The 23049-nt window shown below is 65.0% G+C and carries 19 protein-coding genes; 12 read left to right on the top strand and 7 right to left on the bottom strand.

From position 1 onward, the window contains the following. The first annotated feature begins 4 nt into the window (after positions 1–4). The 3 genes from benB (at position 5) to HH308_RS16705 (ending at position 6569) form a co-directional block, all read left to right on the top strand. Positions 5–529: a benzoate 1,2-dioxygenase small subunit gene (gene benB / locus HH308_RS16715; protein WP_170195362.1), complete on the top strand. Its 525-nt coding sequence runs from the start codon at positions 5–7 to the stop codon at positions 527–529. Between the two features lie 13 nt (positions 530–542). After that, positions 543–3302, top strand: coding sequence for a benzoate 1,2-dioxygenase electron transfer component BenC (gene benC / locus HH308_RS16710; RefSeq protein ID WP_170195361.1), 2760 nt, complete (start codon positions 543–545; stop codon positions 3300–3302). A gap of 603 nt (positions 3303–3905) precedes the next feature. Next, positions 3906–6569, top strand: a complete 2664-nt coding sequence (locus HH308_RS16705; protein ID WP_170195360.1) for a helix-turn-helix transcriptional regulator — start codon at positions 3906–3908, stop codon at positions 6567–6569. A 931-nt stretch (positions 6570–7500) separates the two neighbouring features. On the opposite strand, the gene HH308_RS16700 is transcribed toward HH308_RS16705, so the two are convergent. The 4 genes from HH308_RS16700 to HH308_RS16685 are packed head-to-tail and all read right to left on the bottom strand — an operon-like array spanning position 7501 to position 10925. Further along, positions 7501–8130: a CoA transferase subunit B gene (locus HH308_RS16700; RefSeq protein WP_170195359.1), complete on the bottom strand. Its 630-nt coding sequence runs from the start codon at positions 8128–8130 to the stop codon at positions 7501–7503. Further along, positions 8127–8912, bottom strand: coding sequence for a CoA transferase subunit A (locus tag HH308_RS16695; protein ID WP_170195358.1), 786 nt, complete (start codon positions 8910–8912; stop codon positions 8127–8129). Before HH308_RS16695 ends, HH308_RS16700 begins: the two co-directional genes overlap by 4 nt. Positions 8913–8922: 10 nt before the next feature. Further along, positions 8923–9705: a 3-oxoadipate enol-lactonase gene (gene pcaD, locus HH308_RS16690; RefSeq protein WP_170195357.1), complete on the bottom strand. Its 783-nt coding sequence runs from the start codon at positions 9703–9705 to the stop codon at positions 8923–8925. Further along, a complete protein-coding gene (locus HH308_RS16685) occupies positions 9702–10925 on the bottom strand; it encodes an acetyl-CoA C-acetyltransferase (protein WP_170195356.1) in 1224 nt (407 codons plus the stop codon). Before HH308_RS16685 ends, pcaD begins: the two co-directional genes overlap by 4 nt. 77 nt (positions 10926–11002) lie before the next feature. Here HH308_RS16685 and HH308_RS16680 point away from each other — a divergent pair, with 77 nt between their 5' ends. The 3 genes from HH308_RS16680 (at position 11003) to HH308_RS16670 (ending at position 14554) form a co-directional block, all read left to right on the top strand. Further along, positions 11003–12076, top strand: coding sequence for a LysR family transcriptional regulator (locus HH308_RS16680; protein WP_170195355.1), 1074 nt, complete (start codon positions 11003–11005; stop codon positions 12074–12076). Positions 12077–12183: 107 nt separating this feature from the next. After that, entirely contained in the window at positions 12184–13302 is a 1119-nt protein-coding gene (locus HH308_RS16675) for an NDMA-dependent alcohol dehydrogenase (protein ID WP_170195354.1), read from the top strand. Between the two features lie 136 nt (positions 13303–13438). Continuing rightward, positions 13439–14554, top strand: a complete 1116-nt coding sequence (locus HH308_RS16670; RefSeq protein ID WP_170195353.1) for an NDMA-dependent alcohol dehydrogenase — start codon at positions 13439–13441, stop codon at positions 14552–14554. Positions 14555–14623: 69 nt separating this feature from the next. Here HH308_RS16670 and HH308_RS16665 read toward each other — a convergent pair whose 3' ends face one another. Beyond that, complete coding sequence (locus tag HH308_RS16665; RefSeq protein WP_170195352.1) at positions 14624–15199, bottom strand: hypothetical protein; 576 nt, start codon at positions 15197–15199, stop codon at positions 14624–14626. A gap of 139 nt (positions 15200–15338) precedes the next feature. After that, entirely contained in the window at positions 15339–16019 is a 681-nt protein-coding gene (locus tag HH308_RS16660) for a DUF899 family protein (RefSeq protein WP_170195351.1), read from the bottom strand. 88 nt (positions 16020–16107) lie between these two features. Here HH308_RS16660 and HH308_RS16655 point away from each other — a divergent pair, with 88 nt between their 5' ends. From HH308_RS16655 to HH308_RS16640, 4 genes are all read left to right on the top strand, one after another. Further along, positions 16108–16734 carry a TetR/AcrR family transcriptional regulator gene (locus HH308_RS16655; RefSeq protein WP_312870645.1) on the top strand — a complete coding sequence of 209 codons (627 nt, stop codon included), beginning with the start codon at positions 16108–16110 and terminating at the stop codon, positions 16732–16734. Beyond that, positions 16731–17219, top strand: a complete 489-nt coding sequence (locus tag HH308_RS16650; protein ID WP_170195350.1) for a hypothetical protein — start codon at positions 16731–16733, stop codon at positions 17217–17219. The genes HH308_RS16655 and HH308_RS16650 overlap by 4 nt, the downstream gene beginning before the upstream one ends. A gap of 125 nt (positions 17220–17344) precedes the next feature. After that, positions 17345–17824 carry a hypothetical protein gene (locus HH308_RS16645; RefSeq protein ID WP_170195349.1) on the top strand — a complete coding sequence of 160 codons (480 nt, stop codon included), beginning with the start codon at positions 17345–17347 and terminating at the stop codon, positions 17822–17824. Between the two features lie 555 nt (positions 17825–18379). After that, positions 18380–19216 (top strand): CE1 family esterase, encoded by an 837-nt coding sequence (locus HH308_RS16640; protein WP_170195348.1) that lies wholly within the window; start codon positions 18380–18382, stop codon positions 19214–19216. Here HH308_RS16640 and HH308_RS16635 read toward each other — a convergent pair. Then, the gene (locus tag HH308_RS16635; RefSeq protein WP_170195347.1) at positions 19208–20464 is read right to left on the bottom strand and encodes a uracil-xanthine permease family protein; all 1257 of its coding nucleotides are present in this window, start codon (positions 20462–20464) and stop codon (positions 19208–19210) included. The genes HH308_RS16640 and HH308_RS16635 overlap by 9 nt on opposite strands. 121 nt (positions 20465–20585) lie before the next feature. On the opposite strand from HH308_RS16635, the gene cynR reads away from it, so the two are divergent. After that, positions 20586–21488, top strand: coding sequence for a transcriptional regulator CynR (gene cynR, locus HH308_RS16630; RefSeq protein ID WP_170195346.1), 903 nt, complete (start codon positions 20586–20588; stop codon positions 21486–21488). Between the two features lie 329 nt (positions 21489–21817). Beyond that, a complete protein-coding gene (locus HH308_RS16625) occupies positions 21818–23008 on the top strand; it encodes an NAD-dependent formate dehydrogenase (protein ID WP_170195345.1) in 1191 nt (396 codons plus the stop codon). The last annotated feature ends 41 nt before the right edge of the window (positions 23009–23049 follow it).

The following is a 23049-nucleotide window of genomic DNA, read 5'->3' as shown; positions in this document are numbered from 1 at the left end:
GACAATGACTACGACCGAACGCACTCAGACCAGTCAGAAGCTCATCACGCAGAACATGATCGAGCAGTTCCTCTACCGAGAGGCACGCTACCTCGACGACCGCGAGTTCGAGAAGTGGCTCGACTGCTACGCCGACGACGTCGTCTACTGGATGCCCTCCTGGGACGACAACGACGACCTCATCGAGAATCCGCAGCGCGAGATCTCGCTGATCTACTACCCCAACAAGGGCGGACTGGAGGATCGGGTGTTCCGCATCCGCACCGAGCGGTCGTCGGCGACGTCGATTCCAGAACCGCGGACCAGCCACAACATCACCAACGTCGAGGTGATCAGCCGCGACGGTGATCTGGTCGATGTCCGATTCAATTGGCACACAATGTATTTCCGATACAAGACAGTCGACCCGTACTACGGCACCTCGTTCTACACCATCGACTTCTCCGGTGATCAGCCGCTGATCCGGCGCAAGACCGTCGTGTTGAAGAACGACTACATCCACCACGTCGTCGACGTGTACCACTTCTGAGCGGACCATCGAGATGACTGTCACCACCGACCGGACGTCGGGGGCCGTCGACGCCCCCGTCACGCACCAGGTGGCGCTCGCCTTCGAGGACGGCGTCACCCGGTTCATCACCTGCCGCGCCGACCAAACCGTCGCCGACGCCTCCTACCGGCAGCGCATCAACATTCCGCTGGACTGCCGCGACGGCGCCTGTGGAACGTGCAAGGCGTTCTGCGAATCCGGCGACTACGACGGCGGCACCTACATCGACGACGCCCTCTCCGAAGGAGAGGCCGCCGACGGTTACGCCCTGCCGTGCTGCATGAAGCCGCGCTCGGATCTGGTGCTGCAGATCGCCGCGACGTCGGACATCGCCAAGACGCAAGCTGCGACCTTCACCGGCAAAGTCGTTGACCTGGTTCGTCTTTCGGCGTCGACGGTCAAGCTCGCGGTCCGGATTCCCAATCGCGGCGATCTCGCCTTCCTACCCGGCCAGTACGTCAACATCACCGTGCCCGGCGCGACCGACCGGGACACCGGCGAACCGGTCACCCGCTCGTATTCGTTCTCCAACGGCCCGCACGAGGAAGTGCTGACCTTCCTGGTCAAACTCACCGCGGGCGGCGCGATGTCGACCTACCTCGACGAGCGGGCGTCAGTCGGCGACGAACTCACCTTCACCGGGCCGCACGGATCCTTCTTCCTGCGCGACTCCGCGCGCCCGGTGCTGCTGCTCGCCGGTGGCACCGGGCTCGCCCCGATCTTGTCGATACTTCGCAAGCTGCACGACGACAAAACGCCGCGCAAAGCGCACCTCATCTTGGGGGTGAGCAACGACGAGGACCTCGTCGCGTTCGACGAAATCGAGTACTTCGCACGGGAATTGCCCGGTTTCACCTGGGATCATTGCGTCTCGTCGCCGGACACGACCGCCAAGAACCGGGGCTACGTCACCAGTTTGATCGCCCCGCAACACCTGTACAACGGCGACGTCGCCATCTACCTGTGCGGACCGCCGCCGATGGTCGAGTCCGTGCGCACGCACGTCGTCGACGCCGGGATCGAGCCGACGGGTTTCTACTACGAGAAGTTCGCCCTGGCCGGCGCACGTGGTGCTGCCACCGAACCCGTCGAAGTCACCCCGCCGGCCCAGACATCGATTGCCGCAACGGTTCTCGATGACGAAGAGATCGTCGTCGTCGACGGAGCGCGGTCGATCGGAGGGCAACAGATTCTGCCCGCGTCGACGATCGCGGCATGGACCGGAGCGCGGCCGACGAGCGTCGACGGCGATTCGCCGCGTCAGATCGCCAGGCAGCAGATCTGGCCGGCCCGGGAGTCGACCGGAGAGCTCGACGCCGACGACGGCTCACTCGTCGAATCGTCGGCCCGCGCCGTCGCGGGGCAGGAAGTGTTCGGCGCAGTCGCGACAGCTCCGTTGGTCGTCGCTGAACAGACCAGTCCCACAACGGTTTCCGAACCCGAGCCAGAGTTGGAAGAGCCGGCCGTCGGTGCGCAGGGCTACCAGATCGGTGAGGAGCACCCGGGCGTCCACGAATCGGATGCGATCTTCGAGGCGCGTACCGCACTCGAGCTCGGCGCGCTGGAACTCACCTTCGGGCGACTGAGCACGCAGCAACTCGCCGGTTATCGGTTGCTCGCCGACGCCACGCTGCCCTACGTCGACGCCGACAAGGCGGAGTTCGTCGACGCCGCCGAGTACACCGAGACCAATGCGGCGTTCCACGACTACCTCTTCACACAGACCCGCAATGAGCATCTGCTGCAGGCCTATTCGGCGCTGGGCGTCAAGGGACGCATGGGTGAGGTGCTCCGCAACGCCACCTGGTGCCACCCGTTGTGCGCCCTCGACCACGTGGACATCGTCGAGGCCTTCGAGTCCGGCGACAAGGCCGCCGCGATGAAGCTCATCAGCGCCCACGGTGACCGGTCGAAACAGACCATGCGCCGGGCGATGGCCGACGAAATGGCCTCGCGCAAACCGAAATTCGTGACCCCGGGACGATTCGCCGGCAAGGTCGTGGTGGTCACCGGTGCGGCGCAGGGCATCGGCGAACAAGTCGCGCGGAGGATCAGCGCCGAAGGTGGCGCAGTGGTGCTCGCCGACCGGTCCGAACTCGTCAACGAACTCGCCGACGACCTGCGCGTCGACGGTCGCGCGTCGGCGGTGACCGCCGATCTGGAGTCCTACGACGGCGCTCAGCAGGTGGTGCGACAGGCGCTTTCGGCCTTCGGTCGGATCGACGTGCTGGTCAACAACGTCGGCGGCGCGATCAACTTCAAGCCGTTCGTCGAGTTCACCGACGCCGAGATCCGCGCGGAGATCGACCGCTCGCTGCTGACCACCCTGTACGCCACCCGAGCCGTTCTTCCCGGCATGGTCGAGCAGGGCGGCGGTGTGATCGTCAACGTGTCGTCGGCGGCCACCCGGGGCATCAACCGGATTCCGTACTCGGCGGCCAAGGGCGGTATCAACGCGATCACCGCGTCGCTCGCCGTCGAGTACGCCGACGACGGAATTCGTGTTGTGGCAACGGCTCCCGGTGGAACCGAAGCGCCGCCGCGCCGTATCTCCCGGGGCACCCCGACCGCCACGACCGACCAACAGAAACAGTGGTATCAGGCGCACATCGACCAGACGCTCGACTCGTCGCTGATGCACCGCTACGGCACCCTCGATGAGCAGGCAGCGGCAATCTGCTTCCTCGCGTCGGACGAGGCGTCGTACATCACCGGGACGGTGTTGCCGGTGGCCGGTGGGGACGTGGGCTGACCCACCGTGGGGATCGGAAGGCCGACGTGCGAGGTTTGGTGTATCCCCGCACTCGAGTGCCGAAACTAGGGACGGCCGCTCAGCTCCGTGGGGAACCCCCGATTGTCCGTTGCGCGGAACCACCCCGCTCCCCGAGTGCCGAAGCGAGGAACGAGCTACGGTGTAACGAGGGTTGGCGACACGGCGGACTCAACTTGGCCCGAGAACTGTCGTGGCCTGTCCTGGCATTGCGCCGTCGGTAATCTCGGACAGTCGCGCCCACGATTACGAGTAGCGCGGTACCAGCATGTTGTTCGTAGCCCGCCGCCCCACCTGCCCCTGCAGTTGCAACGAACCGCTTGCGCACCGAATGCCGTTCCTGGCTTAGTCTTTCGTCTCGCCCACCCCTCGTTACACCGAAGCTCGTTCCTCGCTTCGGCACTCGGGGAGCAGTGGGTGCGTTTGTCGAGTGCCTTCTTTGCGCGGCTCTTCCCTGTAGTCGCCTGGCACGGCGTTCTGGGGTGCCACCAACTCATGCTCTTCAGTCGTCGGGGGGTCGGCTCGCTGCGCTCGCGCCCGCGAACGGTCCTGAACATCCAGTCCGTCACCATAGAATGGATTTTCATGACCGGTCCGTCGGAGCTCGTGGGACGCGCGGAAGTCCTCGCGGAGTTGGCCCGGCTCATCGACGCCGCGACCGACGGCGCACGGGTCATCACGCTCGTCGGCGCGGGCGGTGCCGGCCGGTCGAGCGTCGCACGCGCCGTCGCCGCCGGCTATTCGCGAACAGTGCTGTGGGCGCAGGGCTTTCCGTGGGAAACGCAGCGGCCCGCAGCGGTGCTGGGGCAACTGCTGCAAGACGATTCGGACGTCTCGTGCGATGATGCGGTCGCTCGACTCGGCGACATGGGCGAGGCCGGGCCGGTACTCATCGTCGTCGACGATGCGGACCTCGGCGACGCCGCGTCGATGCAGGCGCTGACAAGTCTCCTCGCGCACCGGCGGACGCTGCCGATCGCGGTGCTCCTGACGGCTGAACCCGGTGACGTGGTCGTAGATATACGCGAGTCCGTCGTCGTCGAACTTCCCGGACTGTCGGCATCGGCAGTGGCCGATCTCGCCGCGCGCAGTGGCGTCGTGCCGCGGCCCGCCGTCATCGATCGGCTTACTCGGCACACCGGCGGCAATCCGCGTGCTGTCCTCGCGATCCTCGCCCAGACACCGGCCGCCGCGTGGAATCGCCCCGAGTTCGATCTACCCGCACCCGATTATCTTGTGACAGAGACGAAAATGCTGATGGAGTCGGCGACGCCGCAGGCACGGGCGTTGACCGAAGCATTGGCCGTCCTCGCTGCGGGCTATCCCGACAGCGGGGAAATCCTTTCGACGGCAAGCCAATTGGCGGGCATCGACGATCCGTTGGCGGCGCTGGATGACGCGCTGGCCGTCGGATTACTCACCGTCACAGGCGGATTGCGTCCAGCCGAGGCGACTCCGACGCTGGGCGGCCCGATGAAGGCGGCCGCCGTCACCGCCGTGATGGGGTTGGCGGCCACCAGCCGGGCACATCGACGAGCCGCGGAATTGGCAACCGATCCGGTGCGCCGACTGCAGCATCTCGTCGCGGCGACGCCGGTCGCCGACGACGAACTGGCAAATCGGCTCGACGCACTGGCCGGCGAGCGCGGCGGTGACGGCGCGTGGAGTGATGCCGCGCGATTGTTCCGCCAGTCGTCGAGGCTCACGGTGAATCCGGCTGCGCGCGACGAGCGGCTCACCCGCGCTGTCGACGCGCTGCTCGCCGCCGGTGACTGCGTAGCCGCGACAGCGCTCGTTCCGGCCGTCGAGAGCCTGCGGGAGACACCGTTGCGTGAAGTCACTCTGGCGTATCTCGCCATACTGCGGGGCCGGTCCGCCGAGGCGGACATGAGGCTGGAGCGAGCCTGGTCGATCTGCAATGTCGGGCGTGAGCCGGATACCGCGGGGATGATCGCGCAGCGTCGAGTGCTTCATTCGTTGGTCCGTTGTCAGGGAACAGAGCTGGTCCAGTGGGCGGACACCGCCATCGGCATGTCGGGAGCGGAGTCGTCGGCAGGGATCGAGGCCTCGGTGATCAAGGGGCTCGGACTGGCCTGGTCTGGTGAGAACGATGCTGCAAAGGTTCTCTACGCGGATCTCACGGCATCCATTCGGCATGGAGCGCAGGCGCAACGCGTCACGATGGGGCGCGGCTGGCTGGAGCTCGGCATCGACGACGTCGACGCCGCACGCAGCAGCCTGGAGACAGCCGTGTCGATGGCCGAACTCGGTGGGTCGACCCGAATCACGTTGTGGGCGTTGGGATGGCTGTCGCGAGTCCAATTCGTCACCGGCGATTGGAATCTGGCGTTGGAGACCGTTCGGCGTGGTCGGGCGCTCGCCCGCAGCAGCGGCATCGCGTTGGCCACCCCACTACTGGAATGGACTGCCGCGCAGGTCTATTCGTTGCGCGGCGACTGGGGATCGGCGAGTGAAGCGGTGGCCAACTCCGTGGTCGGGGAGGGGAGCTACGAGATCATGGCCGTACCGATGTGCTTGGCGCGCGCTGCGCGGGCGGAGGCAGGTGCCGACTATGCCAAAGTGCGCGAAGCGCTTTCGCCGGTGGCGCGGCTCGCGCAGGGTGCGCAGGGTCTCAACGAACCCGGCTTCTGGCCGTGGGTGGACGTGCTTGCGAACGCGCTCGTCGTCGAAGGCCAGCTCGACGACGCCGACAAACTCCTCGCGCCCCACGAAGAGCGGGCGCTGGCGCGTGGGCGACGCTCGGCGCGGGCACGGCTCGGCTATGCACGGGGCCGGTTGTCGGGTGCGCTGGGCGACTTGCCGTCGGCGCGGCGCTCCTTCGAAGAGTCCCTGGAGAACCTGGAGGGTTTGCCGCTGCGTTACGATCTCGCCCGGGTGAACTTCACCTACGGTCAGACGTTGCGTCGGGCCGGGAAGCGACGCGCCGCCGACGCCGTGATCACTCGCGCACGCGATCTCTACGAGTCGCTCGGGGCCCAGACGTACGTGCAGCGCTGCGATCGCGAGCTGCGCGCGGGAGGACTCAACGCGCCCCGCGGGTCCCGCGACGGCGTCGAACTGACACCGCAGGAAGAGGCCGTGTCAGCCCTTGTGGTGCAAGGACTTTCCAACCGCGAAGTGGCCGCGGAACTGTACATCTCCCCGAAGACGGTGCAATACCACCTGACTCGGATCTTCGGGAAGATGGGCGTGCGGTCACGGTCGGAGCTGACCGCGCGATTGAAATAGGACGGGTCGTGCGACCCCCGCTCCGAGCCCGGATTGACCGTCGGCAGGTCCTATCCGCTGGTTGAGCCTGGGTTCACCGTTCCGGGCACTGCATCTGCTGGTTGAGCCGCGAGGAGCGCTAGCGACGAGCGTGTCGAAACCCCTGTACCACAATGCATTTGATGGTGGCGCACGTGTCGAGGTGTGATGGTATCGAACATCGAGGCGTGTGCACCCGTAGGGTGCACACGCGTCACTTGCCGGGTGGCGTCGCCGATGTTGGCGCGGACCGTCGAAAGTCGTTGTGGCTGAGAGGTTTCGACACGGACTCGGCTAGCGCTACTTCGACTCGGCGAGCGAGGAACGAGTCGAAGCAAACGAGCTTCGGTGTAACGAGGGGCAGGCGAGAGGGCAATATTCCTAGTCAGAACTCACGCAGCTTCGCAGCCTTGGCCTTTCGGGTCCGTTCGACGTGGTCGCCTGGCGAGTTCGTCTCGCCGCCCCTCGTTACACCGAAGCTCGCGAGCTCGCTTCGGCACTCGGGGAGCGGAGGGGCTTGCTGGTTGCGCTCGCTTCAGCACTCGGGGTCCGTTCGAGGTGCTCGCCTGGCGAGTTCGTCTCGCCGCCCCTGTAAGGAAGATGCCATGTCTCCGCAGTTCAGAGGTTTGACTGGACATGGCATCTTGCATTATCGCGTCCACCAGCGAAGCGGTGTCGCCCCTCGTTACACCGAAGCTCGCGAGCTCGCTTCGGCACTCGGGGAGCGGAGGGGCTTGCTGGTTGCGCTCGCTTCGGCAGTCGGGGAGCGGAGGGGCTTGCTGGTTGCGCTCGCTTCGGCAGTCGGGGAGCGGAGGGGCTTGCTGGTTGCGCTCGCTTCGGCAGTCGGGGAGCGGAGGGGCTTGCTTCGGAGTGGGTGGTTGCGAACGTTCCGTTCGGGGCGGGGCCGCCGAAACTAGCCTTCTACCTCGCTGCCCGTCTTCGCGCGCACGTCGTCGAGTGTCACGTCGGGCGCCAACTCGACGACGGTGAACTTGTCGCCGGAGACGTCGAATACGCCGAGGTCGGTGATCACGCGACTGACGACCGACTTGCCGGTCAGCGGCAGGGAACACGAGGACACGAGCTTCGCCTCGCCCTTCTTGTTGACATGCTCCATCAGGACGATGACTTTGCCCGCGCCGTTGACGAGGTCCATCGCTCCGCCGATGCCCTTGACCATCGCGCCCGGGACCATCCAGTTGGCGAGATCGCCATTGGTGGCGACCTGCATTCCACCGAGGACGGCGACGTCGACGTGGCCACCCCGGATCATGGAAAAGCTTGCGGCAGAGTCGAAGAACGATGCTCCGGGCACCACCGAGACAGTCTGCTTGCCGGCGTTGATGAGGTCGGGGTCCACTTCGTCGTCGTAGGGGAACGGCCCGACGCCGAGAATGCCGTTCTCCGCGTGCAGCGTGACCGTCGACCCGGCGGGCAGGTAGTCGGGGATGAGGGTGGGCAGGCCGATACCGAGGTTGACGTAGTCGCCGTCGGTCAGTTCCCGTGCGGCACGGGCGGCCATCTGATTGCGGGTCCAGCTCATGACTGCGCGTCTCCTGATTCGCGGGTGCGGGTGGTGCGCTGTTCGATCGACTTTCGGGTTGCCTGTTCGGGGGTCAATTCGACGATGCGCTGAATGAAGATGCCGGGTAGGTGGATGTCGTCCGGGGCCAGTTCACCGACCTCGACGACGCGTTCCGCCTCGACGACGGTGATTCGGCCCGACATCGCCGCCGGCGGATTGAAATTCCTTGCCGCAGCATGGAATCGGCAGTTACCCGCCTTGTCGGCGACGGCGGCGCGCACGAGTGCGTAGTCGGTGACGATCGACTCTTCGAGGACCATTTCCTGACCGCCGAACACCCGGACTTCCTTCGGCGGCGACGCTAGTGCGACCGAGCCGTCGGAGTTGTACCGCCATGGGAGGCCGCCTTCGGCGACGAGCGTGCCGACCCCGGTGGGCGTGAAGAATGCTCCGATGCCGCTTCCGCCGGACCGCAGGCGTTCGGCGAGGGTGCCCTGCGGCGTGAGCTCGACGGTCACCTCGCCGGCAAGGAACTGCCGGCCGAATTCCTTGTTCTCGCCGATGTACGACGCGATCACCTTACGAATTCGACGCTGTTCCAACAGAAGTCCGAGTCCGGCGCCGTCGACGCCGCAGTTGTTGGAGGCGATCTCGAGTTCGTCGGCGCCTTGGTCGAGGAGTGCCTCGATGAGGAACCAGGGGATGCCGGCCAGGCCGAATCCGCCGACGGCGATGCTCGCGCCGGACGGGATGTCGGCGACCGCGTCGGCCGCGGAGGCGACGACTTTGTTGAGTGTCATGAGGTGTTCCTTAGGCTCGCTCGAAGTGGCGGAGATGGTTGACGATTGCGGGTGTGATCGTCTGCGGCTGTTGGTTGTTCGCGAGGTGACAGGCCTGGGGTACCACCAGCAGAGTGCCGTCGGCGACGGTGTCGGCGATGGTGGCCAGCATTTCGGGGGGTGTGGCGACGTCGTCGGCGCCGGCGATCACCAATGTCGGCGCGCTGATGTGCGGGAGGTCGTCGGTGATGTCCATCGCGGCGAGCAGTTCGCAGCATCCGGCGTAGCCCTCGGCGGGGGTCTCGGCGACCATCTGCTCGAAGTAACTGCGTCGATCAGGATGCGCCGCAAGGTAATCAGCTGTGAACCAGCGGCTCACAACGCCCTGTGCGACGGCGGCGGTGCCCTCGGCGCGAACCTGCGCGGCCCGTTCGACGTACGCCTGCCGCGCGGCCGGCAGCGCAGCCGACGTGCACAATACAGCGAGGCGATCGACGCGCTCGGGGTTGCGCGCCGCGGCCCGCATCATCGTCATGCCGCCGAGTGACAATCCGACGAAATGTGCTGTGGTGACATCGAATCGGTCGAGTAGGGCGATCAGATCGTCGGTGACGTCATCGATCGAATACGGTCCGTCGGGCACCGGCGACGCGCCGTGGCCGCGAGTGTCGTAGCGGATGACGCGGAAGTGCTCCTCCAGCGCGGCGAGTTGTGGATCCCACATCCGGTGGTCGGAGCCAAGAGAATTGGAGAGTACGACGGTCGGTGCGTCGGGCCGTCCGCTGAGGACGGCGTGCACCTCGACGGCGCTCATCGTACGGTCTCGAAGATCGCGGCGAGGCCCTGGCCGCCGCCGATGCACATCGTCTCCAGCACGTAGCGAGCGTCGCGACGCTGCGCCTCGTAGGCGGCGGTCGCCAGAATGCGTGCGCCGGTAGCGCCGACCGGATGACCCAGCGAGATACCCGAGCCGTTCGGGTTGACGCGCTCGTCGTCGGCGCCGACGCCCCACTCGGCGAGCACCGAAAGAACCTGTGCGGCAAAGGCTTCGTTCAGTTCGATGAGGTCGATGTCGGCGAGCGTCAGTCCCGCGCGGGAGAGTGCCGCGGCAGTCGCCGACACCGGCCCGAGACCCATGGTCTCCGGTTCGCAGCCGGTCACGGCCCAGGATCGCAGCGCCAGCAGCGGGGTGAGCCCCTTCGCTTCGGCGGTCGCGGCGGTGGTGACCACGGCCATCGCCGCGCCGTCGTTCTGCCCGGATGCGTTGCCCGCGGTCACCGTAGAATCGGGATCGACCCGCAGCCGAACCGGACGTAGTTTCGCCAGGGCCGCGGCGTCGATGTCGGCGCGTGGATGCTCGTCGCGATCCACGACGACGTCGGACTTGCCGCGACGGCCCGGAATGGTCAGTGGCACAAGCTCTTGCGCGAACTTGCCCGCCTCGTGGGCGGCGACCGCGCGCTGATGCGATGCAACGGCCAGAGCGTCCTGCGCCGGACGGGTCAGGCCGTACCGGGCGCGCAACGTCTCAGCGGTCTCGATCATGCCGCCGGCGACCGGATGCGATGTTCCACCCGCAGTGGCACGCGCGCGGTCGAGGCGGTCCATCAGCTCGACGCCACCCTGCTTTATCCCCGAACGCAACCCGAGGGCGTAATGCTCGACGTTGGACATCGACTCGACGCCGCCGGCGATCACCAGCGAGGCGCCTCCGGTGGCCACGGCAGCAGCGCCGCTGAGAATCGCCTGCAGTCCCGAACCGCACCGGCGATCGACCTGCATTCCCGGAACGCCGATGCCGAGCCCGGCGTCGAGTGCCGCGAAGCGCCCGATGGCCGGTGCCTCACCGTTCGGTGAACCTTGACCGAGGATGACGTCGTCGACGTCGCCTTCGGATAAACCGGTACGGGCGACCAGTTCGCGTAGCGTCGCGGTGGCCAGGTCGCCGGCCGACAGGGACGCGAGCACGCCACCCATCCGGCCGACCGGAGTGCGGATCGGCGAGCAGATGACGACGTCAGACGGTGAGTTCATGCTGTCCACCCTATGAACCGGAAGATATATTGAGAAGTACATAAATCACGTTTATTGAGATGCAGGAGGTCTTAGTCGTGGAACTGCGTCACCTCCGCTATTTCCGGGCGGTCGCCGAAGAATTGCACTTCGGTCGAGCTGCACAGCGACTGCACATCGCGCAACCGCCGCTGTCGCAACAGATTCGGCAACTCGAAACCGAACTTGGAGTGGAGCTCCTGGTGCGCTCGACGCGGCGCGTCGAACTGACCGCGGCGGGAGAGGACTATCTGCGTCGAGTCGTCGAGATACTCGACGCTGTCGACGCCGCGGGTCGTCACGCCGCGCGGATCGCCGACGGAACCAGGGGACACCTGGCGATCGGGTGTGTCGGATCGGCGACGTACTCGCTGCTGCCGAGGTTGGTCCGCACGCTCGGCGAGCGGTTGCCCGGCGTCGACGTCGAGATCCGCGGCGAGATGCTCGCTCCGGCGCAGATCGTCGGACTGCGTTCCGGAGAGCTGGACCTCGCGGTGTTGCGACCGACGGTGCCCTACGACGACCTGACGGTGGAGACGCTGCGGACCGATCGATTGATCGTCGCGGTGCCGGAAGGGCATCGGTTGGCTGAGTTGGGGTCCCCTCGATACACCGAAGCTCGTTCCTCGCTTCGGCACTCGGGGAGCGGGGAGGGTGACGCTGGGTCTTCGCTTCGGCACTCGGGGAGCGGGGACGGTTCGGACAGCGGGGTGGGTTCGGGGAGCGGGGAGGGCGGGAACGGGGAAGGTCGGTCTCGAAGCCGGGTTGTCGAGGAGCATGGGACCGCCGTCACTCTCGCGCAATTGCGGGACGAGGAGTTCGTCATGCACGCGGGCCATGGCATGTCCGTGATGTACGACGTAGTGGTGTCACTGTGTGCCAGAGCGGGTTTCGTGCCGAAGGTCCGCCACGAGATCGCCGAGACGTCGACGCTGGTCACCTTCGTCGCGGCCGGGCTGGGTGTGGCGGTGGTTCCGGAGCCGACGGCGGCGCTGGACATCGCCGGTGTACGTTATCTACCGCTCGCCGATGCGACGGGACAGCTGGATCTGGCTGCGGCGTACCTGACATCGGCGCGCTCGCCCGTCGTCGACCAGGTGCTGACCGTCCTGCGTGAAACGGCGTCGGATTGACGGGGCGTTGTGCTTGCGACAGAGTACGCGGCGCCGATCGTGGTGCCCGAGCACAACATTCGCCGTATAGCCCCACGTGCATGTGAGCGGGCGCACAATCGGGAACCATGAAGATGAAAGCTGCGGTTCTGTACGGCGTCAATGAAGAGTGGAAGATCGAGGAAGTCGAGCTCGGTGATCCGGTGGCCGGCGAGGTTCAGGTGAAGCTGACCAGCTCGGGGCTGTGCCACTCCGACCATCACCTGCGCACCGGCCAGAGTCCCGTCCCGTTCCCGGTTGTGGGTGGGCATGAGGGTGCGGGTGTGGTGACCAAGGTCGGTGAGGGGGTGACGCGGTTTGCCGAGGGTGATCATGTCGTCACCGCGTTCATTCCGGCGTGCGGTGTGTGTGAGCCGTGTTCGAAGGGCGCGCAGAACCTCTGCGACGAAGGTGCGGGTCTGCTGACGGGATTGTCGATCGCGGACAAGACTCACCGCGTCACCAATGCCGAGGGCACCGGACTCACTCAGATGTGTTTGTTGGGGACGTTTGCGCCGTATATCACGGTGAATCAGGCGTCGTTGGTGAAGATTGAGGGTGATATTCCGTTGCGGGAGGCGGCGTTGTTGGGGTGTGGTGTGGCGACGGGGTGGGGTTCGGCGGTGGAGATCGGTGATACGGAGCCGGGCGATACGGTTGTGGTGATTGGTATCGGTGGGGTGGGTATTAATTCGGTGCAGGGGGCGAAGGCGGCGGGTGCTCGGTATGTGGTGGCGATTGATCCGGTGAAGTTCAAGTTGGATATGGCTGAGAAGTTGGGTGCGACGCATACTTTTGATTCGGTTGAGGCTGCGGCGCCGGTGATCAATGAGATCACGTGGGGGCGGATGGCTAATGTTGTGGTGTTGACTCATGGTGAGATGAAGGGTGAGTACATTGCGGAGGGGTTGTCGTTGACGGGTAAGGGCGGCAAGGTGATTGTCACCGGTATGGGTGATTATGCTGCGATGGATGTGAAGATGAATTTGTTTGAGTTGACGTTGTTGCAGAAGCGTGTGCAGGGTGCCATTTTCGGTGGGGCGGGTCCGCGTACGCAGATTCCCAAGCTGACTGATGCTTATCGGGCGGGGAAGCTCAATCTGGCCGACTTGGTGACCCAGACCTACAAGTTGGAGGACATCAACAAGGCTTACGACGACATGATGGAAGGCAACAACATTCGCGGCATGATCGTCTACGACGACTGATCGGCATCGTAGATCGACGACTGAATCGGGTTCGCGGAGAAACCTTCTCGGCGGACCCGATTCATTTCTGTTGTGCTGCAACGTGATCGGTGGTTGATGTCGTGAATTGTCCGGCGGGCGAACACAATGGGGGACCATGAGGATCAAAGCTGCGGTTCTGTACGGCGTCAATGAAGAGTGGAAGATCGAGGAAGTCGAGCTCGGTGATCCGGTGGCCGGTGAGGTTCAGGTGAAGCTGACCAGCTCGGGGTTGTGCCACTCCGATCACCATATGCGGACCGGTCAGAGCCCGGTTCGGTTTCCGGTTGTGGGTGGGCATGAGGGTGCGGGTGTGGTGACCAAGGTCGGTGAGGGGGTGACGCGGTTTGCCGAGGGTGATCATGTCGTCACCGCGTTCATTCCGGCGTGCGGTGTGTGCGAGCCGTGTTCGAAAGGTGCGCAGAACCTCTGCGATGAGGGCGCCGCCCTGATGTCGGGCCGGTCCATCGCCGACAAAACGAATAGGGTGACGACGCCCGACGGCGGCCCGATCTCGCAGATGTGTTTGTTGGGGACGTTTGCGCCGTATATCACGGTGAATCAGGCGTCGTTGGTGAAGATTGAGGGTGATATTCCGTTGCGGGAGGCGGCGTTGTTGGGGTGTGGTGTGGCGACGGGGTGGGGTTCGGCGGTGGAGATCGGTGATACGGAGCCGGGCGATACGGTTGTGGTGATTGGTATCGGTGGGGTGGGTATTAATTCGGTGCAGGGGGCGAAGGCGGCGGGTGCTCGGTATGTGGTGGCGATTGATCCGGTGAAGTTCAAGTTGGATATGGCTGAGAAGTTGGGTGCGACGCATACTTTTGATTCGGTTGAGGCTGCGGCGCCGGTGATCAATGAGATCACGTGGGGGCGGATGGCTAATGTTGTGGTGTTGACTCATGGTGAGATGAAGGGTGAGTACATTGCGGAGGGGTTGTCGTTGACGGGTAAGGGCGGCAAGGTGATTGTCACCGGTATGGGTGATTATGCTGCGATGGATGTGAAGATGAATTTGTTTGAGTTGACGTTGTTGCAGAAGCGTGTGCAGGGTGCCATTTTCGGTGGGGCGGGTCCGCGTACGCAGATTCCCAAGCTGACTGATGCTTATCGGGCGGGGAAGCTCAATCTGGCCGACTTGGTGACCCAGACCTACAAGCTGGAAGACATCAATCGGGCTTACGACGACATGTCGGCGGGCACCAATATTCGAGGCATGATCGTGTTCGATTGAGGTGCGCCGAAACGACGCGGGTCCGCCGAGCTGAACTCGGCGGACCCGGCGCGTGGCGTCACGCGGAAACTACTTGGAGTAGATGTCCGCGTTCTCGTTGGGGGTGATGGTGTCGCCTTGCTGCTTCGACTTCGACATCACGTTGGTGACGTCGCTCTCCAGCGAGTTGATCTGAGAGATGTCACCGTTCTTCGCCGAGGAGACGGCGTTGGAGATCTTGTCGGAGATGTCCTTGAGCGGCGCCACGATCGACTTGCAGAGGGTCGGGTTGGCCTTGGCGTCCTCAGAAGCCAATCGAACCTGTCGTTTCACGAACAGGGCAGCGGCGCCCGCCTTCACGAAGGCGGTGACCCGCCCCTTGGCGCCTTTCGCGAAACCGCCGTTGCGGGCCGGCTTGTAGATCCAACGGTGGAAGGCGCCGATGCCGAGCCCCGCGTGGGTCACGAACTTCGTCTTGGCGAAATTGATGGTGTTCGACGACGGGCAGGTGAAGTCGCCCGAAGCGTTATTGGCCGCAGCCGTCGTCGTCGCTTTGGTGGTGCTCGACGCCGAGTTGTCACTCTTACATCCGCCCGCGAGCAGAACGATGGAGACCGCGAAGATTGCGGTGATCAGGCGGAAAGTGGTGCGTTTGTCGGTGCGCATGGGTCCGTTTCGATTCGCAGTTGGTCGGGTGTGGGTTCATGTCTACCCGGGTAACAGTCAAATCGGTAGTACTGAGAAGAAAAAGTGTTTTGCGTGTTTCGTCGTCTAATCGACCGATATTCCGATTCTCGATCTCCGCTCAACGTGGCCCATAGGTGGCGGCGATCTCCTGCGACGATGGCCAACGGCTGTACGTCGGGGATTGCGGCCACCCTTCCGGCGAGTCCTGCCACACCTCCTGGCGGCCGAATGGCAGAACATCGAGGAGGCCGAACGTGTATCCGAGCTGTTCGGTGCCGCGGCCGGTGGTGTGCCAGGTCCGATAGACGTCGGCTCCGTCGCGGAGGAACACGTTGACGGCGAACCCGCCGTGCGGTGGTGCGTCGACGTCGGATCCGAACGGACTGTCCGCCGTCGAATACCACGTCATGGTGTTGCCGCAGGTCTTCTTGTAGGCCAGCGCCTGATCGATCGGTCCCTGGGTGACGATGACGAACCTGGCGTCATAGGAGTCTAAGACCTCGAGTCGCGCGAACTGCGAGGTGTAACCGGTGCAGCCGCCGCACTGCCATTGCTCGTCGTCGAACCACATGTGGTTGTAGACGATGAGTTGGGAGGCGCCGTCGAAGACTTCGGCCAGGCTCACCGGTCCGTGTTCGCCGACCAGTGTGTACTCGGGCATCTTGACCATCGGCATCCGGCGGCGCTGCGCGGCGATCGAATCGAGTTCGCGCGTCGCCGCCTTCTCGCGGACGCGCAGTGCGTCGAGCTCGGCCTGCCACGTAGCGGCGTCGACGATCTTCGGAAGTGCGATCGGCATGAGAACTCCACTGATGTCGAGGGATGTGTACGCGGTCCACATGGTAATGTTCACAGCGTATACACGGCAGGTGGAGAGGGTCAAGAGGGTGGTAGACGCTGGTGCTGAAGAGGTCGTCGACGGTGGCCGGACCAGGTATCACCACGGTGACCTCCCGGCCGCGCTGATCGCGGCGGGACTCGAGCTGACGCGCACCGGCGGGCCGGACGCATTGTCGCTGCGGGAAATCGCCCGACGAGTCGGCGTGTCGCCGAACGCCGCGTATCGGCACTTCGCCAGTCGCGACGCCATCTTGGCGGCGGTGTCCCGCGAGATCGAAGCGGCTATGGCGGCGCGGATGGTCGATTCCGGCGCGCTGAACAGCCCCGCGAGTGGCCGCGACCTCCTCCGAGCCGTCGGCATGGGCTACATCGAATTCGCACTCGCCGAGCCGGGCTGGTTCGCAGTCGCGTTCTTCTCCGGCATGGACGACGACCCGGCGCGCGTCGAGTCCTCGCCCGCCTACGGGGCGCTCGCCTACGCACTCGACACCATGGTGTCCGGGGGTGAGCTGGAGCCGGCGCGTCGGGCGCAGGCGCAGTGGCCATGCTGGGCCGCGGTGCACGGATTCGCCGAGTTGGCGCTCGTCGGTCCGCTACGGTTCGTCGAGAGAGACGAATTGACGGTGCTGGCGCGTCGAACCGTCGACACTGTGATCGAAGGGTTGTGCCGATGAGAAAGGCCATGTACGCCTTCGCCGTTGCGGCACTGATCTATCTGGTGACAATGCTGATCATCGCGGTCGCCGGACCCGCCCAGATGCCGACGCACGCGGGGCTGCGGGGTGGCGTCGACGCGTGGGGATCGAAGGGACGGTTCCTGCTCAACAGCACGTACGCCGTGGTGATCGCCGCATTCCTGCTGATCCTCGCCGCGAATGTGCGCAGATTTCCGGCGAGCATCGTCAATACCCCGCATCGCGACTACTGGCTGACCGAGGAGCATCGTCCTCGGTTCGATCGACTCGTCGCATCGATGATGATCGGGATCGCGGCTCTGCAATTGCTGTTGTTCTCGGCCATCAACATCGCTGGCATGTGGGTTCGGCACGAGAGCTGGTACTACCCAACGGCTTTGGTGCTCTTCTTCCTCGGTCTCGCCTCGGTGATCGGCTCGACCGTCGTGCGGTTGTACCGGGAACCTGGCGCGCGGCGTACATAACGTGTTCGGATCCGTCGGTTCACCGTATGGAGGTCGTTAAGAACGCGTAGCGCGACCTCGGGAGACGTTAGACCGGAGGTGACCCGGAGAAGAGAAGCCGGGCACGGTTTCTTCGGAGGAGTTCGATGACCCTGACCGCGATCTTGCCGACGCTGCGCGCGAGTATCCCCGATCCGATCGACCTGCGCCGTTGGCCCGCGTCGACCCGAGCGACGGTGTGCGACATCGTGATCGGCGGATGCTCGACGAGTTCGATTGCGGCGCAGGACGGTACGCCGTGTGTCTTCGACGCCGCGGCGTCGGACGCCGCACACGCTCGAAGCGTGGTGATCACGCGGGTGAGTGCCGTGGTGGCGGTAGATGATTCGATGCCGTCGTATGCGCTGCCGGAGCTGATCCTCGACGCCGATCTGTCGCGGGTGGGCGCAGATTGGCAGGTGGCGCGTCTGATCGGTCGAGCGTCGACCGCCAAGGTCGCGACATTTGTGTTGGCCGGCCGGTCGCCGATGGTCGTCGACCTACCGGCCGACGTCGGCGTGGGAGATGTGCTGGTCGCGCCACGTGGGCCTGGATCCACCGACGACGGGGCCCTATCCGCTGGTTGAGCCGCGAGGAGCGCTAGCGACGAGCGTGTCGAGCCTCTGTACCACAATGCATTTGATGGTGGCGCACGTGTCGAACTGTGATGGTATCGAACATCGAGGCGTGTGCACCCGTAGGGTGCACACGCGTCACTTGCCGGATGTCATCGCCGATGTTGGCGCGCATCATCGAAAGTCGTTGTGGCTGAGAGGTTTCGACACGGACTCGGCTAGCGCTACTTCGACTCGGCTAGCGCCTCGCTCAGCACGGCGCTCGTCCGGCTCAACCAGCGGAGGGGTCGCTTCGGCGGGGAGCGAGTGCGTGCGTGCCCCTCGTTACACCGAAGCTCGTGCCTCGCTTCGGCACTCGGGGAGCGAGGTGGTTGTCTCGCTTCGGTACTCGGGGAGCGAGGTGGTCGTCTCGCTTCGGTACTCGGTGGGTAGGCGGGGGAGACCGCGGTCTGGTAGGCAATAGAGATGGGCGGAAATGCTGAACGAGCGGGGCTGCATCGGGTCGCGGCGACGTTTACTGTTGCACTTATCGGTTGGGTCGCAATCATATTCGGAGGGTCGCCGACAATGGCGTCGCCATTCGAGGGCTCCCTCGTCACAAAGACGTATCGCAACGACGCCGGGGTCCGCGACTATCAGGTGTACACACCCGACCGGGCCGTGCGCGGCAGACCGATGATCGTCTGGCTGCACGGTGCGAGCAATGTCGTCAACGGCGACTCGCGGACCCTGAACAGGAGCAATTCTCTGGTGCGGCTGGCGAAGACGTTCGGCTACTCGGTCGTGGCGCCGGATGAGTCGTTGGCGGCGAGCCCGAGTGGAGCATGGAATATCGGTGACCCGACGACGATGGTTCGCGGTCGTGGCGAGGCGTCGATCATCGCTGGAATCATCCGCCAGGAGACGAAAGCACTGGGCGCCGACCCTCGTCGGGTGTACGTCGCGGGACATTCCGCCGGCGGCGGAATGGCGAATTATGTTGCGGCACTGTATCCCGAGCTGATCGCCGCGACCGCGCCCTCGGCGGGATTCCCGTATCTGATGGATCCGACCGGACTGGCGGTCGACACGGCAATGGGGCCGCGCCGGCATCCGATGCCGACTTTCATCACTCAGGGGAGCGACGATACCCTCGCTGTCCCGGCGCTCGGTGAGATAACGAAGGCCGCAGCCTTGCACGGGAACGGGCTGCGACCGAGCGACGTTGTCGAACGCAAAACTCTCGCAGCGCATTCCGATAGATATGTCGTGTCGCTCACCGAGTACGGGCGCGGGGCACGCACGAGCGTCGTCTATGCCTATGTGCGAGGCGCGGGTCATCCGAGCGGGCCCGGGGGACTTACGCTGGCCGGGCCGGCACTGGATCGTCGAGTCGTCGAATTCCTTCTGGCGCAGTCACTCTGACGCGCCCCGGCCGGCCGCGTCGCGCGCAGCGGTCAGCAATCGCATTCCGTGGTAGACGCCCAGCGCCGCGATGGAACCGAGTGAGATTCCGGTGAACGTGAGATCGCCGATGCGCCACGTGAAGTCGGCGATGCCGATGATCAGGGGAATCGCGGCGGTCATCTGATTGACGGGTCGGGAGAAGTCGACGTGATTGGTGAGCCAGATACGAACGCCGAGAATGCCGACGAGGCCGTACAGGACGACTGTCGCTCCGCCGAGGACGCCGGGCGGGATAGCCGAGATGACGGCTCCGACCTTGGGGCACAACGACAATACGACCGCGACTGCTGCGGCGATCCAGTACGCGGCAGTCGAGTAGACGCGTGTCGCGGCCATGACGCCGATGTTCTCCGCATAGGTGGTCGTCGCTGATCCGCCACCGGCGCCCGCGAAGACCGTCGCGAGACCATCGGCCATCAGTGCTCGCCCGGTGATCGGATCGAGGTCGCGACCGGTCATCTGAGCCACCGACTTCACATGCCCGATGTTCTCCGCGACCAGTGCGATCACGGCGGGCAGGAACAACGGCAGCACTGAGAGATGGAAGGTCGGAGTGGCGAAGTCCGGCAGACCGATCCACGCCGCGGACGAGATGGCCGCGGTGTCGACGTCGCCCATCGCCAGCGCCAGCAGATAGCCGATGACGACCGCGAGGAAGATCGCCAGCCGGCCGATCAGTCCACGGAAGAACGCCAGGATGGCGACCAGCAGAACGAGCGTGACCAGGCCGACGACCGGCCCCTTCTCGAAGTTGGCCTTAGCCGCGGGAGCCAGGTTGAAGCCGATCAGCGCGACGATCGCACCGGTCACCACCGGCGGGAGAATCACGTCGATCCAGTGTGTTCCGACTAGCGAAACCACCGCACCGATGGCGATCAGCACCACGCCCAGAACGACCAAACCGCCTAGCGCACTTCCGGTTCCGTGTGACCCGACGGCTGCGATCACCGGTGCGATGACCGCGAAGCTGGACCCGAGGTAACTCGGCAGCCGGTTTCCGGTGATGAGTAGGAACGCGATGGTGCCGATACCGGAGAACAGCAGCGTCGTCGACGGCGGGAAGCCGGTAAGCACCGGCACAAGGAATGTCGCACCGAACATGGCGACCACGTGCTGAGCACCGATGCCGATCGTCCGGGGCCAGGACAGCCGTTCATCGGGTGCGACGACTGCGGCGTCGGCGGGTACCGGTTTCCAACTCAGCATGCGTCGCACAATATCGGCTGAGTCATCTCCGCGCGTCGTATGACGTCATCGGCGGGCCGTGGCGTGGCCGTCGAGCGTCAGACCATCGAGGGCAGACTGGTGGTTGGCCTATAGTCGCGGCATGGAGTTGCGCCACATCCGCTACGTGTTGGCTGTCGCGGACAACGGCAGCTTCAGTCGGGGTGCCGAAGCGCTCGGGGTCTCGCAGCCGACGCTGTCGCAGCAGATCAAACAGCTCGAGGACGAGCTCGGTGCGCAACTGCTCGACCGGACCGGACGCGCGGTGCGCCTCACCGACGTGGGCGCCGAGTTCGCCCGGTACGCGCGATCAGCGCTGCACGACCTCGAGGCCGCCGAACGCGCCGTTCACGACGTCTCCGATCTGACGCGCGGCCACCTGCGGCTGGCCGTGATTCCGACGATCACCGCCTACCTCATCGGTCCGGTGCTGCGGCGATTCCACGAGCGCTTCCCCGGGGTGCGTGTCACCATCACCGAGAGCACTCAGGACCAGATCGAGGCGGACCTGCTCGACGACCGCGTCGACCTCGGCATCGGCTACGCCCGAGCGCACCCGCCGGCCATTCAGGCAGCCGCGCTGTTCGTCGAGGCGCTGGGACTTGTTGTGGGACAGGCTCACCCGCTCGCGACGCAGGAGAAGGTGGCGCCGAGCGCGATCGCCGGGCTCCCGCTGGCATTGCTCACCGAGGCGTTCGTCACCCGCCGCAACATCGACGATGCGCTCTCCGAATTCGGTGTGACGGCCACCGCTGCGGTGGAGGCCGACGCGGTCGGTGTGCTGATCGACATCGCCCGCGGCGGGGTGCTGGGCACCGTGCTGCCTGCTGAGATCGGCAATCGTGATGGGCTGCGCTGCGTGGCGTTCGATCCACCGCTCATCGGCCGGCAGGTCGAGTTGGTGCGTCGTGCGGCCGCCTACCACACCTTCGCCGGCCGGGCGTTCGCCGGCGAAGTGCGGCGGACCGTCGAGCACATCGGGCTGCCGGCGAACCTTCCCGAGTAGGTGATTGTTTCCTGGTGGTTGTGGAGTGGTGTCGGTAGGGATTCTCGCTTGGGTGCCGGTCGTCATAGGCTGCCCCTATGGGTGCCATCGGCGCTGCCTATTCTGGGCGCCTATAGGGTCGGATTCATTGATATTCGCGGTGGTCTGAGTAACGTTGGTAGTGGAAGTCGTCAGCGTCGACGCCGGTCTCGAAATAGCATGAGGGACAATCCGGTGATTACTCGAGGGCGTTCTCCCAACTCTTCACACTAAGAGATCCGACTCATCAATTCGGGCAGATCTCGCATGCGCCCATAATGGGCGAACAAGGGAAAGGAAGTGGCCTCATCATGGCCAAAGTTCTTGCGGTTCTGTATCCAGACCCGGTCGACGGATATCCTCCCGCCTATGCGCGTGACAGCATTCCGGTCGTCGGCGACTACCCCGATGGCCAGACGTTGCCCTCCCCGTCGGCGATCGACTTCACCCCGGGCGAGCTGCTCGGCTCGGTCTCCGGCGAACTGGGATTGCGACGATTCTTGGAAGAAGCCGGGCACGAACTGGTTGTGACCAGCGACAAAGACGGACCGGACTCGGTCTTCGAGAAGGAGTTGCCGACGGCAGACGTCGTTATCTCGCAACCCTTCTGGCCCGCCTACCTCGACGCGGAGCGGATCGAGAAGGCGAAGAATCTCAAAATCGCGATCACGGCGGGAATCGGATCCGACCACGTCGACCTGGATGCGGCGATGCGGCGCGGAATCACTGTCGCCGAAGTGACCTATAGCAATTCCATCAGCGTTGCCGAGCACGCGATGATGCTCATTCTCGACCTGGTGCGCAATTTCGTTCCCGCGCACGAATGGGTCACCGTCCGCCGTGGCTGGAATATCGCCGACGCGGTATCGCGCTCGTATGATCTGGAGGGAATGGACGTCGGCGTGATTGCGGCGGGCCGAATCGGCATCGCCTTGATGCGCAGACTGAAGCCTTTCGGTGTGCACCTGCATTACACGGATAAGCGTCGGCTGCCGGCAGAAATCGAAGAGGAATTGGGTCTGACATTCCATCCCACCGCCCAGGAACTGGTGACCGAGATCGACGTTCTGTCCATCCACGCGCCGCTGACCAACGAGACCTACCATCTGTTCGACGACGACCTGCTCGCCACCATGCGACGGGGTGCGTACATCGTCAACACCGCACGCGCCGAGATCATGGAGCGCGACGCCGTGGTCCGGGCGCTGCAGTCGGGACGACTGGCGGGCTACGCGGGTGACGTCTGGTACCCCCAGCCGCCGAGCGAAGACCACCCCTGGCGGACGATGCCGAACAATGCGATGACCCCGCACATCTCGGGAACGTCGTTGTCTGCTCAGTCGCGCTATGCCGCGGGAACCCGGGAGATCCTGGAGAACTTCCTCGACGGCGACCGGATCCGCGACGAGTACCTGATCGTCGACGGCGGCGCCCTGGCAGGCACCGGTGCGCAGTCGTACAGCACCGACGGCACCGGCAGCCCGGGCAGCAGCGGGAACTGAGCACGGACGACGATCTCCCCGGCCCGCCATCGGCCGACGGG

Origin of the sequence: Gordonia asplenii (assembly GCF_012933505.1) — a bacterium.
GTDB classification, from domain to species: Bacteria; Actinomycetota; Actinomycetes; order Mycobacteriales; family Mycobacteriaceae; genus Gordonia; species Gordonia asplenii.
This window is presented reverse-complemented; position numbering and strand designations above follow the sequence as displayed.

Excerpts from the sequence above, each read along its gene's own strand:
- HH308_RS16640 (WP_170195348.1), top strand. The coding sequence starts at position 18,380 with ATGGCGTCGCCATTCGAGGGCTCCCTCGTCACAAAGACGTATCGCAAC.
- HH308_RS16675 (WP_170195354.1), top strand. The coding sequence starts at position 12,184 with ATGAAGATGAAAGCTGCGGTTCTGTACGGCGTCAATGAAGAGTGGAAG.
- benB (WP_170195362.1), top strand. The coding sequence starts at position 5 with ATGACTACGACCGAACGCACTCAGACCAGTCAGAAGCTCATCACGCAG.
- HH308_RS16665 (WP_170195352.1), bottom strand. The coding sequence starts at position 15,199 with ATGCGCACCGACAAACGCACCACTTTCCGCCTGATCACCGCAATCTTC.
- cynR (WP_170195346.1), top strand. The coding sequence starts at position 20,586 with ATGGAGTTGCGCCACATCCGCTACGTGTTGGCTGTCGCGGACAACGGC.
- HH308_RS16645 (WP_170195349.1), top strand. The coding sequence starts at position 17,345 with ATGACCCTGACCGCGATCTTGCCGACGCTGCGCGCGAGTATCCCCGAT.
- HH308_RS16695 (WP_170195358.1), bottom strand. The coding sequence starts at position 8,912 with ATGACACTCAACAAAGTCGTCGCCTCCGCGGCCGACGCGGTCGCCGAC.
- HH308_RS16705 (WP_170195360.1), top strand. The coding sequence starts at position 3,906 with ATGACCGGTCCGTCGGAGCTCGTGGGACGCGCGGAAGTCCTCGCGGAG.
- HH308_RS16635 (WP_170195347.1), bottom strand. The coding sequence starts at position 20,464 with ATGCTGAGTTGGAAACCGGTACCCGCCGACGCCGCAGTCGTCGCACCC.
- HH308_RS16660 (WP_170195351.1), bottom strand. The coding sequence starts at position 16,019 with ATGCCGATCGCACTTCCGAAGATCGTCGACGCCGCTACGTGGCAGGCC.
- HH308_RS16685 (WP_170195356.1), bottom strand. The coding sequence starts at position 10,925 with ATGAACTCACCGTCTGACGTCGTCATCTGCTCGCCGATCCGCACTCCG.
- HH308_RS16700 (WP_170195359.1), bottom strand. The coding sequence starts at position 8,130 with ATGAGCTGGACCCGCAATCAGATGGCCGCCCGTGCCGCACGGGAACTG.
- HH308_RS16625 (WP_170195345.1), top strand. The coding sequence starts at position 21,818 with ATGGCCAAAGTTCTTGCGGTTCTGTATCCAGACCCGGTCGACGGATAT.
- HH308_RS16670 (WP_170195353.1), top strand. The coding sequence starts at position 13,439 with ATGAGGATCAAAGCTGCGGTTCTGTACGGCGTCAATGAAGAGTGGAAG.
- HH308_RS16650 (WP_170195350.1), top strand. The coding sequence starts at position 16,731 with ATGAGAAAGGCCATGTACGCCTTCGCCGTTGCGGCACTGATCTATCTG.
- pcaD (WP_170195357.1), bottom strand. The coding sequence starts at position 9,705 with ATGAGCGCCGTCGAGGTGCACGCCGTCCTCAGCGGACGGCCCGACGCA.
- benC (WP_170195361.1), top strand. The coding sequence starts at position 543 with ATGACTGTCACCACCGACCGGACGTCGGGGGCCGTCGACGCCCCCGTC.